At 49.6% G+C, this 359-nt stretch carries 2 rRNA genes; both read right to left on the bottom strand.

Annotated elements, in window-relative coordinates:
- A 5S ribosomal RNA gene (gene rrf, locus MRBLMS1_RS14980) occupies positions 1-104 on the bottom strand; the annotation flags it as partial.
- A gap of 138 nt (positions 105-242) precedes the next feature.
- Positions 243-359 (bottom strand): 23S ribosomal RNA (locus MRBLMS1_RS14975); the annotation flags it as partial.

Raw genomic sequence — 359 nt, 5'->3', positions numbered from 1 at the left:
TAACCTACTTTCACACTGGTTGCAGCACTATCATCGGCGCAAAGTTGTTTCACGGTCCTGTTCGGGATGGGAAGGGGTGGGACCAACTTGCTATGGTCATCAGGCATAACTTGTACTGGCATTTGTCCTCGGTGGAGCGACAAAGCCTGAATCTGGAAGAAGCAAAGATTGGGGTAATGACTGGTAGTATCAACACACACGCAACGTTGTACCGTCTTATCCTCTGCACCTACTAAGGTTATAGGGACAAGCCGTACGGGCAATTAGTACTGGTTAGCTTAATGCATTACTGCACTTCCACACCCAGCCTATCAACGTCCTGGTCTCGAACGACCCTTCAAAGAGCTCAAGGCTCTGGG

It is taken from the genome of Massilia sp. LMS1-1-1.1 (genome assembly GCF_040815535.1).
GTDB lineage: Bacteria > Pseudomonadota > Gammaproteobacteria > Burkholderiales > Burkholderiaceae_D > Janthinobacterium > Janthinobacterium aestuarii.
This window is presented reverse-complemented; position numbering and strand designations above follow the sequence as displayed.